Here is a 14,477-nt window from a genome sequence, read left to right as displayed (position 1 = left end):
TATCGCGCGTCAATGCGGCTAACCTGCATGCTCCCCACTTGTCTCAAGCTTGGTGTATTGCGGTATTAAACGATGCTGAAGCTTCCCATTCCCATAATGCAGTAAAATGCGCCTGCCATATGGATGTGTAATATATGCTCATGCCTCCAGCCTATACATCCTGCGATCTTTTTTTCTGCGATCTTAAAGTCAGTATAACTATCTGGTTTTTATAAAATTATTTGTTTTAATTTCAATGAAAATAGTTTTTCTTTTAAGGGAGGTTGCAGATATCTGCAATAGTAACTAATGTTTAAATGACATTTTTGTTGAGATTATTATCAATTAGTTAAGTAATTATTTAGGTTAAATTTGATTTTTATGGGGGCAAAATGAAATTAAACATTTTTCTACCGGTCGCTATTCTGGGTTCTTTTTCAAGTTTAGCTATGGCTGACAGTTTTAATTTAGAAAATCCAGAGGGTTTGCACTATCAGCTAAAATATGGACAGACTGTTGTCAAAGAGGGCAAAGACACAAGATTCTATGATTCACGAAATCCTGTATCTCCACAGGAGAGTATTTCAATCTCCGTCAAAGATGAAAATGGTACCAGCATTACTGAAAAGTCAGTACCTTCATCCCTCCATGGAAATAGTCAAGGATGTAACTATTCAATGATTGTTACATCACACCATGGCTGGAGAATCACTGGGAACTGCATTGAAACTGAAGGTAACTACAAACCTGATGCACCACATATCTATACTTTAGAAAATAATTCAAAGAAAAAAGTTTATCCAGCTTTTTCAGTGGATAAGGCCAATAATTTTGCATCAGATTCTGTCTTGGGATATCTAAACCCCCATGAAAAAAGGTTGTACTCAGTAAGTACCGATTACTGGAAGGCAACATCGGTTAAAGATCATTCAATGATTCAAGTTGGCTTTTATAATCCTTTCACAACAAAATACATTCCGTGCGGTGATAAAACTGAGGAGATTGATAAGGAGAGAATTTTCACCCTAAATGAAGATTTGACCTGTTCTATAAAATAATAATCTTCATATCAATTTCCGAGACCAGCTTCAGGTTGGTCTCATCCAAATAGCGGTGAGTTTGGATATAACGGGGTTCTACGCCGAAACCGCCGAAATTTCCGTCCTGGTCTTTTTAGTGATCGTTGGGAGCCTCAATGACCCCATCCGCCATACCCTGCGCCAAACGTTCCATCCAAATCGCAAAGCGGAAATACCTCGATATCGCAGGCAGATATTCGGAAGTGGTTGGGTTTTTAGGTTTTTTTAGTTACATAAGGTTAGAAATTCAAATTCATTACGTTAATATTCCCGTTCCACTATGCAGTGCTTCGATTGATTGGGCGTCATCGTTTTACTGTACTGCATAGTGGGCACTATTAAAACCAAATGAATCAATTCAATAAACACCTTTCATGATAATGGTTGCGCTGCGTAATTATTCTGACCAACCTTCATTTGGATTTTCTTTGCCTTAAACCGTATAAGCTTTTATTACTCTTATCCGGCGTTTTACTCCGGCATAAGTGACGCGTCATGGCATCTGTTTGCTTTTTCATGACTCCGGCGCCTGTCGGCGGCAGACGCTCAACACCAATTGTCGAAGCCAGCGATGGGCCGGATCCGTTTCGGAACGCGGGTGCCACATTTGCGAGACGGTAATCCCCTGAGTTTTTACCGGCAGTTCAAAAGCGAAAAGTGCGGCGACAACCCCGTTCCCATTAACGATGGGTTGATTGATAAGAAAAGATGCGGGCACCAGCGCCACCAGATCTGACGCCTGGGCCACCGCCAGTGCGGTGGGAAAACTCGGCACCACAGCGGCGATGTTCCGTTCCAGCCCCAGTTCTGCCAGCGCCTGGTCGACCGGCCCGCTTGTCCGCCCGCTGCGTGAGGCGACAACATGCCCGCAGGCAACATAGCGCTCCAGGGTAACGTCAGGCTGTAACGCCAGCGGATGACCCGTTCTTGCCACCCCCACGAACCTGTCCCTGAATAGCGCCTGCAGGCGTATTTCAGGCCCCATGTCACCCAACACGCCGATCTCGAGATCAACCAGGCCTTCTCGCAAAGGCTTTGAGCTTTTCTCGGGTTTTGGCGCAAAACGCAGACGCACTAAAGGGGCCGCCGTTGCCGTCGCCGCGATAAGCGCAGGGCCAAAAGCCTCCACAAAGCCGTCGTTGGTACGCAGGATAAAGGTTCGTTCCAGCGTGGCCGGATCCAGCTCCGCTGCAGAAGGACGGAGCACGGCGCGTGCCTCAAAGACGGTATTTTGCGCACGCTCGCGTATCCCTTCGGCATAAGGTGTCAGCACCATATTGCGGCCGGCGCGCACCAGTAAAGGATCGCCTGTCGCGGTGCGCAAGCGGCTGAGCGTGCGGCTCATGGCCGAGGCGCTTAACCCAAGACGCCGCGCTGCACCGACCACGCTGCCTTCGGCCAGTAACACGTCGAGGGCAATGAGTAGGTTGAGATCGGGTTCCATCATGCTGTTTAGTCTCGTTGGCCAAAGAAAGTGGTATAGGGTTTATAACTGCAAACGCTGCGTCTTCCGCTTTATATTTACTGCATGACAAGATATCTCATGTGAGTATGCCGGGCGCTCGGGGCTGCATTACCTCGATTGCCTGGGCCGGGTTGTGCCTTGGTAAATGGGGGGAGTACGCGTAAATCTGCAATAAAAAAGCCGATAACAGAATGCTATCGGCTTTTAACTTCAATTAACGGTAAACCGGGTTTAAGCGGTCGGCAACTGTTTCGCAGTGGTTTCCACCAGCGCCAGCAACACTTTAATGTCTTCCAGGCTGACGGTCGGGTTCAATAACGTCATTTTCAGGCAGGTAACGCCATCAAACTCGGTAACGCCCACGTTGGCGCGACCTGATTCCAGCAAGGCATCGCCAATCCGTTGGTTGAGCAAGGCTATCGCCGCATCACCGCTCGCCGCCAACTGCGGCGGGAGGTAGCGGAACAGAACGCTGGCCAACTGCGGCTGCATAACCAGTTCCAGCGACGGTTGATCGCCGATGTAGTGCGCAACCTGCTGCGCCAGCGTAACGCCGTGATCGATGATCTCCGCGTACTGCTTTTGCCCCAGGGCTTCCAGGCCCATCCACAGTTTTAACGCATCAAAACGGCGGGTGGTTTGCAGCGATTTGGACACCAGGTTCGGCACGCCCTGCGCTTCGTCGAACTCGGAGTTCAGGTAGGCGGCCTGATAGCGCATCAGCTCATAGTGACGGGCTTCTTTCAGCAAGAAGGCACCGCAACTGATGGTCTGGAAGAATTGCTTGTGGAAGTCCAACGTAATGGAGTCCACCAATTCAATGCCATCCAGATAATCGCGGTATTTCTCCGACAGCAACAATGCACCGCCCCAGGCTGCATCGACATGCACCCAGATCTGGTGTTTCGCCGCCAACTGCGCGATAGCGCGCAGGGGATCAATAGCCCCGGCATCCGTGGTACCGGCGGTCGCTACAATCGCCAGGATCTGTTCGCCGTTGGCTTCGGACTGCGCCACTTTTTCGGCTAAATCGTTCAGATCCATGCGCGCGAACCGATCGGTTTTCACCAGCGTGACGGATTGGTAACCCAAGCCCAGCAAAGCCATGTTCTTTTGCACCGAGAAATGGGCGTTTTCAGAACATAAGACTTTAATCTTTCTCAGGTTGCCTACCAGGCCGTCCTGCTGGATAGAGTGCCCCTGGCGCGCAAAGAAGGCGTCGCGCGCCAACATCAGGCCCATCAGGTTGCTCTGGGTACCGCCGCTGGTGAACACCCCGGCATCGCCAGGCTGATAACCCACCTGGGTGCGCAACCATTCGATCAACTTCATCTCGATGATGGTGGCTGATGGGCTTTGATCCCAGGAGTCCATGCTTTGGTTGGTAGCGTTAATCAAGACCTCAGCGGCCTGGCTGACCACCAGGCTTGGGCAATGCAAATGCGCCACGCACTGCGGGTGGTGAACCGACAGGCTGTCTTTTAAAAAGTACTCAATCGCGCGTTCAATCGCGGCCTGGTTGCCCAGGCCCTGTGGATTGAAATCGAGCGTAATGCGTTCACGCAGTTCGGCAACGGTTTTCCCCTGATACATCTCGGGTTGTTGCAGCCATTGCACAACGGCCTGGCTACTCTGTGAAATCGCTTGCCGGTATGCCTCGGTGCTTTGCGCCGAGGCCGCCAGAATCGGGTTTAACTTGGACATCGCGGTCATTCACTCCACATCAGACGGGTTTGACGCCGGCCGCTAACAGGGCTTGTTCAAATTTATCCAGGAAAATACCCAACTCATCGTTGGTGATCAGCAAGGAAGGCAGCAGGCGCAGTACGCAACCATTACGGCCACCGCGTTCCAGAATCAGCCCGGCTTCAAAGCATTTTTTCTGCAGCAATGCGGATAATTGGCCATCAGCAGGGTAGCAACCCATATGATCTTGCGCTTCGTCTGGTTTGACGATCTCGATGCCAATCATCAAGCCCAGGCCACGCACGTGACCTATCACCGGATAACGTTTTTGCAGCTCGGCCAGTTTGGCTTTCAGCCATTCGCCCTGAGCGGCCACTTTTTCGGCAATCTGGTTGTCTTTGAGGTGCTGCAGGGTGGTCAGGCCGGTCGCCATCGCCAATTGGTTGCCGCGGAAGGTGCCGGTATGGTGGCCAGGCTCCCAGGCGTCAAACTGCTTCTTGATGGCCAATACGGCCAACGGCAAACCACCGCCTACGGCTTTGGACATCACGATGATGTCCGGCTCAATGCCCGCGTGCTCAAAGGCGAAGAATTTGCCCGTACGCGCAAAGCCGGCCTGAACTTCATCGATAATCAGCAAAATGCCGTGTTCCTGAGTGACTTTGCGAATGCGCTGCAACCACTCGGCCGGGGCCGGGTTAACGCCGCCTTCACCCTGAACGGCTTCCAGAATGACGGCCGCAGGTTTGCGTACGCCGCTTTCGACGTCATTGATCAGGTTGTCGAAATAGTAGGTCAATGCCTTGACGCCGGCCTCGCCGCCAATGCCCAGCGGGCAGCGGTACAGGTGCGGGTAGGGCATGAACTGAACTTCCGGCATCATGCCGTTGATGGCTTCTTTCGGTGACAGGTTACCCGTTACCGCCAGCGCGCCATGGGTCATGCCATGATAACCGCCGGAGAAACTGATCACGCCGGAGCGGCCAGTGTGTTTTTTGGCCAGCTTAAGTGCGGCTTCAACGGCGTCTGCGCCGGATGGGCCGGTGAACTGCAGGCAATACTCTTTGCCCTGGCCGGGTAACAAGGAGAGCAGGTATTCGGAGAAACGATCTTTCAAAGGCGTGGTCAGATCGAGGGTATGTAACGGCAAGCCGCTGGTAATGACATCTTGGATGCTTTTCAGCATGTCAGGGTGGTTATGCCCAAGCGCCAGGGTTCCGGCGCCAGCCAGGCAGTCAAGATACTGATTATTCTCAACGTCTGTGATCCACACGCCTTCTGCTTTGGCGATGGCCAGTGGCAATTTGCGTGGATAACTTCTGACATTCGATTCAAATTCGGCCTGTCTCGCCAAATAGGTTTCATTGTTTCCATTTAATGAATTCGCAACTAAAGTGTCAATACGGACTTTATCCGTCATCATATCTCTCCTACAACCGGGAGTGTCAAAACGCCCTGGTTGAATTAATTGAATTTAAAAGTAAACCCGGTAAAAAATCGCGTCCAATATATGGCTTTTTAGCCTGGGACTCAATAGCTTATTTCCCCTTGATTTTATTGATGTTTTTATGTCTCAATCAATATGTTGCTGTTTTTGTGACCATTCATGCCACCCCCCTGAGGCTGTACCCACGGCTAAAACGTTTGCTGACAACATTTAGACACGTTTTTTGTATGGCGATAGACTGACCGCCGGGGGCGATTCGTCCGCCAGAGGGCGCCAGTAGCGGCCTTGAGCAGGAGCGCCGCTTAAATCAATAAATATCGAATAATTGCGGGCGTATTTTATTATCATGGTGAGTATGTATTCCGATGAATATATAATTTTTATTTGAGTATCTTTGCAGGGAATTAAGCGGGGTGCTATATTCAGAAGATTAAAAACCCCAGAACTTTATCGACTCTTCACATTCAAAGTCATTTCAATAAATATAAAGATCACGCTAACAGAGTTAAATGTAAAAAAATTAGCATTCAAAGTGACTTTGATTTTTCTGTCATGTGCCGCCACGGGATAATTACGCCTTTTATTTTTCCTCGAAAATAGGAGGGCGCTGTTTTTATTGTATTTATGTGAGGCTTCTATGAACTCTATTTATCGGGCGTTATTCTACGCCTTTGCATTAACGCTGTCTTTTTTTAGCGGCACCACAGTTATTGCCGGCCAGCTAATATTGAAAAACACCTCTTTATCGCCCATTACCTGCACGGTTGACGGCTGGACGGTCTCTTCAGGCAGCAGTTTCGATTGGTTCATTAAGGTGCAGCCGGGACAGTCGTTCTTTGTGGGGCAGAACACCAGCAGGCCGAAAGATCCTGTTATCAATTGGGCCAATTGCAATAACTTGCAGACCCGCTCGATGACCATTACACCCAGCGGCCCAAATCAAACCCTGGTGTTGAATGGGCAGCAAACGCAAGTATTGAACGTTTCGCTTTATCCTTTTCTTCCTACGCTACCCACGGATAACTTTGAAAGTTTGGTTGCCTATATTGTGCAAACTTATCAGTCGCAGCATCCGCAAGTGTTACTCAATGCAGTGCTGAATCCGCAGGTGAATATTTACAGTTTTACCGAGTTGCCGGTCCTGCTGGGTAATGATGGGTTTGACGTGATGGAGCTTGATGTCCTTTATCTGGGTTTTCTGGCGGATAATCAGTTAATCAATCCCGCCGAGATTACCGGCGAAGTGCCCTGGGCCGTGGCGCTGGCGGGGGCCACTTACCAAGGTAAGTTATGGGCGATCCCCAGTTGGCTCTGCATGAACTTTATCTACGCATTCGATCAGGCGATTCAGCAGCAGCAAAGCCTGTCGCAAATGCTGAATTATTTGAAGACCCAAACGTCGTCAGTCACCAAATTGGTGGGCAGCTTTAATGGGAGTTGGACCATTCCTGCCGACTATATCAACGCTTATGTGCAGACCTACGGTTATGGTGCGCTGCAGCAGGCAATGCAAATGCCGCCTGACAACGACGTCGTTAATCAATTGGTTTCACTGTCTGATACCTGTACTTTTAACGGTATAAATAAGTGCACCAATAACACCTATCATAACGCCCCGAATGGCGGCACCGAGCAAGTTTTCGCCTCCGGGCAGGCCAGCACCGACATGGGATTTTCCGAACAGTCTTTCTTCGTGAATCTCTATTCGTCAACGCAAAAATCGCTGTATGTCGTGCCAACCCCTTGGGGAGAACATCCGCAACCGCTGTTATTTGAAGATGCTTTCGTTACCAGCGCCGCGACATGCAAGCCGGGCAGCCAATGTGCGCTCAATGCGCAAGCGTTCACCACGTTAATGACCGGCACGGCGATGAAAAATTATATCGTGCAGTCCAAAGATCTGCCTGCTGGTACGCCGTGGCGGACATTGTTGGTGGCCACTCAGCAATTCTGGCAACAGTCGATCATTACCAATAACAGTTATTACCAACAGCTATCGCCGATATTTATGACGGCAAAGGCTTTTCCTAATAACTTCACCCCGCAAAGCCAGGTTGCTATGGCTAATGGCATTTGTAATGCCTTAAAACAGCAGCAGCCTGATTTTGTTTGTAAAAGCAATAATAGCACCCGTTTGTTAGCCCCATCTCACGGCAGTTCCATCATCAACTCAGGCACCGTTGAAAGCAGGAGAGGTTTATGAGCATTGGACCCGTTTCCGGTAATGGCATCGCCATCACCTTACCCGTAGGAAAAACGTTATTTTGGACCGCCAATGTCCAGGCATCTTACTCACAATATGTTCTGGTTCGCGACTCGACGAATCAGGTGGTTATTGAGAGTAAAGGTGCATCGACAGGCGGGCATTCGCCGACCCAAATTGGTCAAGGCTCGTTTGTTACCGCCGGCAGCGGGGTTTATACCGTTTTCATTGGCTATAACGATGGCCAGTCCTGGTCTCAGGTCATGTGGGATGAAATCGCGTTAAATATCGGCAGCCAGATTTATTCCAGTTGTTTCAATTTCATTAGTGAAGACGGCGCGGATCAGGATTTCAATGATACCTGCCTGACACTGACCTGGTTTAACAGTATTGGTTGAGGAGCAGAAGACATGGCAATTGGACCCGTAAATGGCAATGGCATTGCCATCAATATTCCCTCCGGGAAAATAGTTTTTTGGTCTGCCTTGGTTCAAAGCTCGGCAAACCAATTTATTCAGCTGAAAGACAGCAGTTCAAACGTGGTCTTCACCACCCAGGGGGCCAGCTCCAGCGGCGGCACCCCCACGCAGATAGGCGAGGGGTTCTTCCAGGCTGCGGATGCCACCGGGAATTACACTATTTGGATCGGCACCAATGACGGACAACGTTATTCGCAGGTGATCTGGTCGCAGGATGTGATTACCAGCGGCGCTACGGTTTACTTTGGCAAATACATCTTTGCCAGCGAAGACTACACCGATAATGATTACAACGATTCATTGCTGCAACTGCAATGGTTCCAGTCCGTGGGTTAACACCCCGACCAAAAGGCGGGGCGATCCAAGCGGGATAAAGCCGCTTGGATCGAAAAGATCCTCGCACCAATAACAAATCCGACAACGAATCGATGGGGGCAGTTATGAAGGCACTAGCGGGTAAAAATCAAATGTCTTACGGCGGTAATGGCGGGTCTTTCAGCGCAGTCCAGGATACCGGCGGCCAACAGGTGGTGATCAAGAGCGGCAGCAAAATCGATTCCATACAAATTGGCAATAACAAATATGGCGGTGGCGGCGGTGGTACGTCGGCCAGTTTCAGGATCCCGCAAGATGGGAAATTTACTATTTTGCGCTTGTGCACGAATGATGATGTCGTCGGTTATATCAAACTGGTATGCGATGGCGTGACCTACGAAGCGGGGAAAGTCACCGGGGATGGCGATTTATCTTTTGGCACCGGATTGACCGTATCCTTCGCGGGCTTTGCCTCCGGCTCCATGATCGACATGATTTTGTTCAATACTTATTACTGAACTTATTACTGACCTGGCAGTTGACGGCGGCAGCGGATACTCATTGGCGACCTTGCTACCGGCATATCGGGAGGAGGGGCGGCCGTGCGCATAAAATACAAATAGATAGGGCGTGCCATGGGAAACAAAAATAATCTTGATGTCAAGGTGCTCGAAAATCAGGCGGCCAACCTGAAAGTGAAAGCGAACTTGCTCGCTGCGTCGTCAAGCGAACCCGGATATTCCAATGCGCCGACTTACAGTTCCCTTGGCTATGAGGTCGATCCGCGCACAGGGACGCTGCAGGTTACCCTTTCGCCGCCGACTTTCTTTGGTGCCTTGGGCAGCAACATCACGCCATCCATCGTTTACAGCCCGCAATCGATCGCCTCGGGAATCACGCTTCTTGGGCTCCCTTTGGGCTGGAGCTATTCATTCAGTTATATCGCGGCGAGCCAGGTATTCATTAATGGTTCGTCCGCTTACTACATCGACGATTTGTATGAATCGGGTTTGCGCTACTACAACCTGAAGGATCTCGTCTTCACCAACGATTCGGGAACATTCCCTTACGATAATCAGTTGAAGTACAGCAATACATTGCAATTTATCAGCGGCGAAACGCAGTATTTCGACGCTCACGGCAGATTGATTGGCATCGCGGACCGCTGGGACAACCATGCCATTTTTTATTACACGCAAGCGGGCGATGTCTATAACAGCAAGTTGTCCCGCATCGTCGGGTTCGCCGGGCAAGCGATCACCTTTACTTATAGCGGCGAGGGTATTGAGATTGCTTATCCCCAGGGAGGGAAAAACGCTATCTCCTTTGCCTATCTGGTGGATAGCCAAAGCTATCTGGTGGGTTATGTCAATCCGCTGGGGCAAAGGTTCACCATCGCCAATCGGGGCGGGCTGGTCAGGAACGATTTGATTTCTCAGATCACTTACCCGAACAGCGTCTCGGTCGTCTATGAATACACCACGCTGCGTTATTACGTCGATGCGAACCGGTCACAGTTTTATCGCATCGATTGTATCGCCGCGACAAGGCAGAGCTATGTCGATACTGCCGGACAAATCCAGACAAGGTCGGTTTCCTACTCCTATGACCCCAACGGCGATGCCCACGATTACACGGGTTATCCGACGTACATCATGGGGAAATATCAAGATAGCCTGCTGCAAAGCAATGACGACGATTACCGTTATGTGAGCCAGGTCGACGATGGCGTGCTCGTTGTGGAGCATCAGTACAATCGGCTCCACCTCGAGCTTGTGACGAAGACCTTCACCAAGGATGCGCAGCCTCGGATTATCCGGCAGGTCACCAATACGTTCATCAGCGAAACCGACGGGAAATATTTTCCGCCGTACTACGAACTAAAGCGGATACCGAATTATCAGACCCCCATCAAGGTCGTGACCGAGATCTACAACGATACGGGGGAAACGTTAATCAGCGAGATAGAATCGGACTTCGACGACTACGGAGCGCCGACGGAAGTTCGCTCCTATGGCAGCACGGTGGCGGGCGAGACGCCCAAACTGCTCAATAAAGTGCAAACCCTTTACGATTATGCCGGCTATGGGCAGCTCGTCCGGCAGGACACTTATGACTATACGGATGGGACCCTCGTCAGAAGAATCGTCAATAGCCTGACCGATGACAAGAAGAATACCGCAACGAGCACAGACGGCTTTGTCGTATCCGCTGATGGAAAAGACGTATTTAGCCCGAACAAGAAGATTAGTTATCGCTACAACGCATCGGGCAAGGTTATTTACGAGAAGCTGGAATGGGCCGATGGCGAAAGCCATGCGCTGGAGAGCACGGAGAGCTCGACCCATTATGCCCTTGCCGTTCCCGTGTTGACGGTCACCATCACCAATGCGCAAGGCAGACAGAATACGACTGAAATCGATACGGTGACGGGATGGATGATCAGCCAGGCTAATGCCGTGAATTATGGTTTCCGCTATACGTATGACAATATCGGCCGCCAACTGACTTCGACTGATCCCATGGGCGTGGTGACAGAATGCATTTTCGACGATCCCGCCAACCAGGCCACGACCCGATATGCCAACGGATTCGAGACTTATGTCTATAACAATGGGTTCACGGACAGGGTCAAAACCGCCGACAACGGCGGCAATGACAAGGCGGAACGCACGCTTACCGCCAATGGGTATAACGACAACGGCCAATTGATCTGGACCGAAGGCATTCTGGGCGCCGACTCGCGGATCCTGTACGCCTATGACAGCAGAAACCAGTTGGTTACGGCGACGGATGCGCTCGGCAATGTCAATCGCTACGAATATGACACCGCGGCTCAAACCAAGACGGAGTTTTTTAACGGCGTCAAGGTGAGCACGTTGAGCAAGCATGACAATGCGCTCAACCAAGTCACTTACTCCAGCCTGTTTTCTTCCGAGAGCGTGTCGGCGACGAGCCTCTCCAACAGCTATTCGAACATCGTCAAGTCACTGACGGGGGAGCCATCGGCAGGGAAGGAATGGCTGGCGGCCGCCTTCCAATACGATGTCAACAATCAGGTCAGCTCCTACAGCTCGACAGGCAGTGACGACATCGTGCAACGCCAGGATATTTCCAGGGATTTATTTACCAATGCGGTATTCACCGGCGTCCATGTCAGCGCGCCGGAGACGAAAGAGGCCACCGCCGGCGGCGATACCCGTTTTTACGATAACTTGAATCAGTTGCTCACCGACACCAATGCACTCGGCCAGCAGTATACGTATGTCTATAACGAGATCGGCCTGGTAGCCCGTTACACGGATTATGCGGGCACGGTGTTCGCATGCGGCTACAACCCCAATAACCAGTTGGTATCGGTTGCATGGACTGACCAGGGGGTGCAGTGCGAGAAGCAATATACCTATGACCCCTTGACGCATAAGGTGCGCAAAATAGAAGAGTTCCGCCAGGGGATGAGCAAAGGGAGTATCGCGTATGGCTACAGTTTGGGCGGTGCGATTGAATCGGTGACCTATCCCGACGGGAAAAGGATCCTTTATGAATATGATCTCGGCACGGGGCTGCTCAGCAAATTCACCGATGCCATCGGGAAGGTTACGCAATATACGTACGACAATTACGGCCGGGTAACTCGACAACAGATCGTCGGAGAGGACTACAGCGTTCAGACCGACTATTACAGCAAAGAGGAGAGCGCCGCCAACAGCGGCAAGCTCAAGGCGATCCGGGTCAGTAACGGCATCTTGAGCAGTTTCGCCTACGATGGTTTCGGTTCCCTTGCGCAGGCGGTCATCACCGATACCTCCGAGGGGGCGACCAGCCCCGTTTTACTGGAGACGCAATATTCCTACGATCCGATCACCCGTAATCTGGTCAAGCTGCAATCCAGCTCGGGTGCGTTTGCACAAGATGCCAATTTGAATTATCTGGCGAACTACAGTTTCAATAGCCTCAACCAGCTCACGGAAGAGCGGAAACAAATCCTGGGCGGCGACGTCGTCGTCACGGCGTACCGGTATGACGCGGCCTGCAACGTCATCCAGGAAGATCTCAGGGCCGGGGCTATAAGCCAGTCGACAATCTATACCTACGATCAGGACAACAAGTTATTACGCATCGACACCTCGTCCGGCGCAAAAAGCTTCGCCTACGACGTCAATGGCAATTTGACCGACGATGGGGCGGGCGGCACATATCGCTACAACGCGCAAAACAGGTTGATTGGATATAGCGATGTCGGCGGCAATCTGCTCGCAGAATACGATTACTATCCCGATGGGCTGCGGGCCAGCAAAAAGGTCAATGGTGGCGCGGCGATACAGTTTTATTACGACTATTCCTCATCCCCCAATATCGTCAATGAGATACAGGGAGATAAAACCAGCCACTACCTGGCGCAGGGAAGCAAAAGATACGTTCGGCTGGTCGACAGCGCAGGGCTCACCGTTCCCGAATATTTCATCGCCTCCTTCAGGGACGTCGTCGGCGTCGTCAATGCTACCTGCGGGATGGATGCCAGCTACGCTTACGATCCCTATGGGCGAGAAGAGGGAGTCAGTCATCTTGATGCCGATATCAGCGTAAATCCATTCAGATATACCGCCGAATATACCGATCCCGAGTCTTCCCTGATCTACCTGAGGGCGCGTTACTACCATCCCGGCATCAAGCGCTTCATGAGCAGGGATACCACCGACCTTATCAACCGCTACAACTATGCGAACGGCAATCCCATCATGGGCAGCGATCCCAGTGGGGATTTGAGCATAGGGTGGGTGATCGGTGCGGCTATCGCGGGTATCGCCGTGGGGCTTCTCACGGGTGGCGCGGGAGCGTTGGCACTGGGTACGGGCATGGGTGCCGCCATCGCGGTCGGCGCGGTGGCGGGCGTGGCCGGCACGGCGGTCAGTAATGGCATCACGGAATGGGGACTTCATGCGAGCGGCGAACCTGGGTTGAGCGCCAAAGACTGGGGCGTCAGTCTGTTGGCGGGAGCGGTCTCTGGCGTAGTCGGCGCCGGCGTCGGCGGTGCGGTCGGTCGTGGAGCGATGAGCACGGCGATGAATGCGGGCTGGTCGGCCGGGAGAGTCACGGCTGTCGGTGTTCTGTCGGCTTCAGCGTCCGGCGGTTTCTCAGGCTCGGTGGCCTCCGCCGGCGTCACTGCCGGCTTCGAGCATCAGGCATTCTTCAGTGCTGAAGTGTGGGAAAACATCGGCATCAGCACCGCTGTCGGCATGGGAGCCGGCGTGATGGCATCGGGCGCGCATTTCGGCTTCGGGAAAATCGGCGGCATCCGTACCACGCCCGTCGAGATGAGTGCCACGGAGTTCAGCATCGTTACGGACACGACCACGCCCAATACCATTCTGGAGTTCAATCCCCGGGAGGCCCATCAATGGCAAGGTAGCAATCTGGGGGCGATGACCGGGGGGCAGGATACGGTGATTGTGCATGGCCATCCGCGATTCTCTTTCCCTGAGGATGTGCAAACCCGGTATCGGTATGCCTCCGCCAAGACCACGGCTCAGGCGATACAGAATAATATCGGCGGCGGCGGGGGCACCATCAGGCTGATTTCTTGTTCCGCAGGAAAATGGATAGGCATGGAAAACATGGCGCAAACCATCGCAAATACGCTCAACCGGCCGGTAGAGGCCTATACCGTCGACGTCAGCATTGCTGAGGTGGTCAATGGCACATTAACGCCCGTCACTTTTCAGCCGAAGGTGTAGAACGGCACATTGCTGCAACTGCAGTGATTCCCGTTCGTGGGGTAACCCCTGACCGAAGACAATGCCGGCTGTGTCAGCGCAAGCCGGCA

9 protein-coding genes and 1 pseudogene are annotated in these 14,477 nt (G+C 51.9%); 6 read left to right on the top strand and 4 right to left on the bottom strand.

The window, feature by feature from the left end:
* The first annotated feature begins 371 nt into the window (after nucleotides 1-371).
* A complete protein-coding gene (locus QZQ97_RS05820) occupies nucleotides 372-1,037 on the top strand; it encodes a hypothetical protein (protein WP_311992655.1) in 666 nt (221 codons plus the stop codon).
* Nucleotides 1,038-1,152: 115 nt separating this feature from the next.
* Here the strand turns inward: QZQ97_RS05820 and QZQ97_RS24540 are convergent.
* From QZQ97_RS24540 to QZQ97_RS05805, 4 genes and pseudogenes are all read right to left on the bottom strand, one after another.
* Nucleotides 1,153-1,233 (bottom strand): annotated as a pseudogene (locus QZQ97_RS24540) (arylsulfatase regulator); the annotation flags it as partial.
* A 339-nt stretch (nucleotides 1,234-1,572) separates the two neighbouring features.
* Nucleotides 1,573-2,505, bottom strand: a complete 933-nt coding sequence (locus QZQ97_RS05815) for a LysR family transcriptional regulator (protein ID WP_311992654.1) — start codon at nucleotides 2,503-2,505, stop codon at nucleotides 1,573-1,575.
* 249 nt (nucleotides 2,506-2,754) lie between these two features.
* The gene (locus QZQ97_RS05810; RefSeq protein ID WP_311992653.1) at nucleotides 2,755-4,227 is read right to left on the bottom strand and encodes a pyridoxal phosphate-dependent decarboxylase family protein; all 1,473 of its coding nucleotides are present in this window, start codon (nucleotides 4,225-4,227) and stop codon (nucleotides 2,755-2,757) included.
* Between the two features lie 19 nt (nucleotides 4,228-4,246).
* Complete coding sequence (locus QZQ97_RS05805) at nucleotides 4,247-5,632, bottom strand: diaminobutyrate--2-oxoglutarate transaminase (protein WP_311992652.1); 1,386 nt, start codon at nucleotides 5,630-5,632, stop codon at nucleotides 4,247-4,249.
* Between the two features lie 661 nt (nucleotides 5,633-6,293).
* Between QZQ97_RS05805 and QZQ97_RS05800 the strand changes: the two genes are divergently transcribed.
* The 5 genes from QZQ97_RS05800 (at nucleotide 6,294) to QZQ97_RS05780 (ending at nucleotide 14,388) form a co-directional block, all read left to right on the top strand.
* Complete coding sequence (locus QZQ97_RS05800) at nucleotides 6,294-7,859, top strand: hypothetical protein (protein ID WP_311992651.1); 1,566 nt, start codon at nucleotides 6,294-6,296, stop codon at nucleotides 7,857-7,859.
* Nucleotides 7,856-8,257 (top strand): hypothetical protein, encoded by a 402-nt coding sequence (locus QZQ97_RS05795; RefSeq protein ID WP_311992650.1) that lies wholly within the window; start codon nucleotides 7,856-7,858, stop codon nucleotides 8,255-8,257. Before QZQ97_RS05800 ends, QZQ97_RS05795 begins: the two co-directional genes overlap by 4 nt.
* Before the next feature lie 12 nt (nucleotides 8,258-8,269).
* A complete protein-coding gene (locus tag QZQ97_RS05790; RefSeq protein WP_311992649.1) occupies nucleotides 8,270-8,674 on the top strand; it encodes a fucose-binding lectin II in 405 nt (134 codons plus the stop codon).
* A gap of 44 nt (nucleotides 8,675-8,718) precedes the next feature.
* Nucleotides 8,719-9,171 carry a hypothetical protein gene (locus QZQ97_RS05785; protein ID WP_311992648.1) on the top strand — a complete coding sequence of 151 codons (453 nt, stop codon included), beginning with the start codon at nucleotides 8,719-8,721 and terminating at the stop codon, nucleotides 9,169-9,171.
* Between the two features lie 117 nt (nucleotides 9,172-9,288).
* Nucleotides 9,289-14,388, top strand: coding sequence for an RHS repeat domain-containing protein (locus tag QZQ97_RS05780; RefSeq protein ID WP_311992647.1), 5,100 nt, complete (start codon nucleotides 9,289-9,291; stop codon nucleotides 14,386-14,388).
* The last annotated feature ends 89 nt before the right edge of the window (nucleotides 14,389-14,477 follow it).

The organism is Serratia sp. root2 (assembly GCF_031931805.1).
GTDB classification, from domain to species: Bacteria; Pseudomonadota; Gammaproteobacteria; order Enterobacterales; family Enterobacteriaceae; genus Serratia; species Serratia inhibens.
The sequence above is the reverse complement of the archived record's forward strand: the minus strand, read 5'-3'. Positions and strand labels throughout refer to the sequence as shown.

Coding starts and splice junctions, on each gene's coding strand:
- QZQ97_RS05820 (WP_311992655.1), top strand. CDS start 372: ATGAAATTAAACATTTTTCTACCGGTCGCTATTCTGGGTTCTTTTTCA.
- QZQ97_RS05815 (WP_311992654.1), bottom strand. CDS start 2,505: ATGATGGAACCCGATCTCAACCTACTCATTGCCCTCGACGTGTTACTG.
- QZQ97_RS05810 (WP_311992653.1), bottom strand. CDS start 4,227: ATGTCCAAGTTAAACCCGATTCTGGCGGCCTCGGCGCAAAGCACCGAG.
- QZQ97_RS05805 (WP_311992652.1), bottom strand. CDS start 5,632: ATGATGACGGATAAAGTCCGTATTGACACTTTAGTTGCGAATTCATTA.
- QZQ97_RS05800 (WP_311992651.1), top strand. CDS start 6,294: ATGAACTCTATTTATCGGGCGTTATTCTACGCCTTTGCATTAACGCTG.
- QZQ97_RS05795 (WP_311992650.1), top strand. CDS start 7,856: ATGAGCATTGGACCCGTTTCCGGTAATGGCATCGCCATCACCTTACCC.
- QZQ97_RS05790 (WP_311992649.1), top strand. CDS start 8,270: ATGGCAATTGGACCCGTAAATGGCAATGGCATTGCCATCAATATTCCC.
- QZQ97_RS05780 (WP_311992647.1), top strand. CDS start 9,289: ATGGGAAACAAAAATAATCTTGATGTCAAGGTGCTCGAAAATCAGGCG.